The 2,085-nt window shown below is 42.8% G+C and carries 3 protein-coding genes; all 3 read right to left on the bottom strand.

Translation table 11 applies throughout. The features are described 5' to 3' along the window. A partial coding sequence (locus tag A3757_RS18560; protein WP_068740064.1) for a cell adhesion protein occupies positions 1-854 on the bottom strand: 854 nt, incomplete at its 3' end. A gap of 297 nt (positions 855-1,151) precedes the next feature. Then, positions 1,152-1,658, bottom strand: coding sequence for a DUF3087 family protein (locus A3757_RS18565; RefSeq protein WP_068513612.1), 507 nt, complete (start codon positions 1,656-1,658; stop codon positions 1,152-1,154). Between the two features lie 52 nt (positions 1,659-1,710). Continuing rightward, the coding region (locus tag A3757_RS27690) for a hypothetical protein (protein ID WP_231878318.1) at positions 1,711-2,085 on the bottom strand (375 nt) is incomplete at its 5' end.

A 2,085-nucleotide genomic window follows, 5' to 3' on the forward strand; every position in this document is an offset into this window, starting at 1 on the left:
TTTTGGTCGCCAATCCATAAGTCATATATCGCCGATGACTTATACCATTCTACTGCGACATCCTGGTCGGCTATCATATCGGAAATGTACCAACGCGTTCGTTCGCCCACCCAGTCGTTCTGGCCGTCGCCGTTTTCATCACCAAGATAGCTTTTGCCATTTTTTGACCAGAAGGGGTCTAGCAGTGCAATACGGTCGGGCATAACATTATCAGACAGAGTGCCCTCATTAATCCCATCATTAATCTGCTTGGCCACATAAACAGCTAATTGGTTCCCCAAAGAGTGGCCTGCAAATCTCAGGTTTTTGTTATTGTTAGCCAGTACTGCTGTGATTTGCTCAAAAGCGATTTCACCGACCGACTTGTTCGGTGCCTGTGACGTGCTGTAACTACCGTCATCTAGCCGATAACGCATACCTTTTGGGCCATTAGCACTCCACATTTTGGCTTCTGCATCTTTGACTTCAGCTTCATCGGCAAACTGGTTCCAGTAAAATACGCCAACGTTCCAACCCCTTTGCTTCCAGGATTTATGCGAGAGTGAGTTGCCATTGTTGGCGAAGGTAAAGTCTTCGCGGTCATAGCCATCTTGCGAAGAGCCATTCTGCCAGCCATGGAAATAAATAACCGTTGGCTTCGAGTCGTCATAGTAATTACTAATGGTTTCGTTAATCGTGCCATCAGCCTCAATTGCTTTGACCTGATTCTCTGCGCCATTTTGCACCCTAGCCCAGTGCAGGCCATAGTCTAGAAATTCCTCTCCAGCCGCTAATGCGATATCAGAACAGGCAAGCGTCAGGCCTAGTGTCATGACCTTGAGTGGATGAGTATTAAAGAAAGATTTAGGTTTCATAATTTCCCCGTTTTTATGTTTGTTTTGGGTACTTCTTATTGTTCCTTTAGTGCTACAACACGCCACCTTCTTGTGGCGAAACTACAGACTAAAAAACAAATACTTAGAAGGCTTTGGCAAAAATGGGCAAACTAGGTTGTTTAGGTTAAAAGGTATTTATTCGGGCTGGATATTCGAATTTTAGTTGGGTTGTTATTTACTCTGACTCGTTGACTTTCGCACGATCAACCTCGTGCTAACCCGCCTGCGAGCCGTGGAAGGCTCTGCCTACAGATTTGGAGACCACCGCCCCTTCGTTCAAAGCGTCTTCAGTAAATCTGACTGATAATCTTCGATGCTCACGCTCAAACCCAAGCTTTGTATTTTTTCTTCCAGTTCGCGTAAGTCAGTTTTTAGCTGATTGATAGTGAGCGTATTGTCATCCAGCTCATATACCTGAATAGAAGCTTTCAAGTGATAATATTTGATGATAAACGCTTGGTGATTGTTCTGTTCCAACGCTTGGTTTAAGGCTTTTGATTTTCGGTAAATTGCATTGAGCTCTTGTTTAAGCTGCCAGACATACCAAACTTCCGACATAAACGGCGTATTCCGGTTTCGGTATAAAGTATTTAGCACAAGCGCTACGGCAGACACTACACCCACCAGATTCAGAACGAAATTTGAACCTCCAGGTTCCCCAACTAAATGAATCAGTAGGGTTGATACGCTAAGCGCGATCGCCAATAAAGCAACAATGCTTCCAGCAATCACCCAGTTAAGGTGCTTTCGATAAGTTGTTTTATCAATATTCTGTAAATTCATATTCTTCTAACTAAAACCTCTAAATATTCAGTCTCAAGATAACAACAGAAACTTAAATAAAAATGGCGGCCAAAAAGGCTAATAATATAAGCGCTGTAACCGGTACAGAGATACCAGAAAAGTATTGTATTAACTTTGGCCCTTCCGTGACTTTCACAGCACTGAAGGCTTCTTCAGCATTTCTATATACCTCAGCTTTTAACTCAATGGGAGCACCTGTGATAATTTTTTCCCGAATCTCTTCAAGTTCTTCCAAACTCAAAAAATTCAAGTAAGGCTCGTTCTCACTATAACTCAGGATAATCGAGCGTATTTGATCACGATGAGAGTCTGGGGTACGAGAACAAGCGTTACAGACCTCAAAGGCTATAGCCTTATTCTCACCGCAATAAATACATATACTTATCATAATATCGTCATTGGCCTT

This window comes from Oleiphilus sp. HI0117 (genome assembly GCF_001635235.1).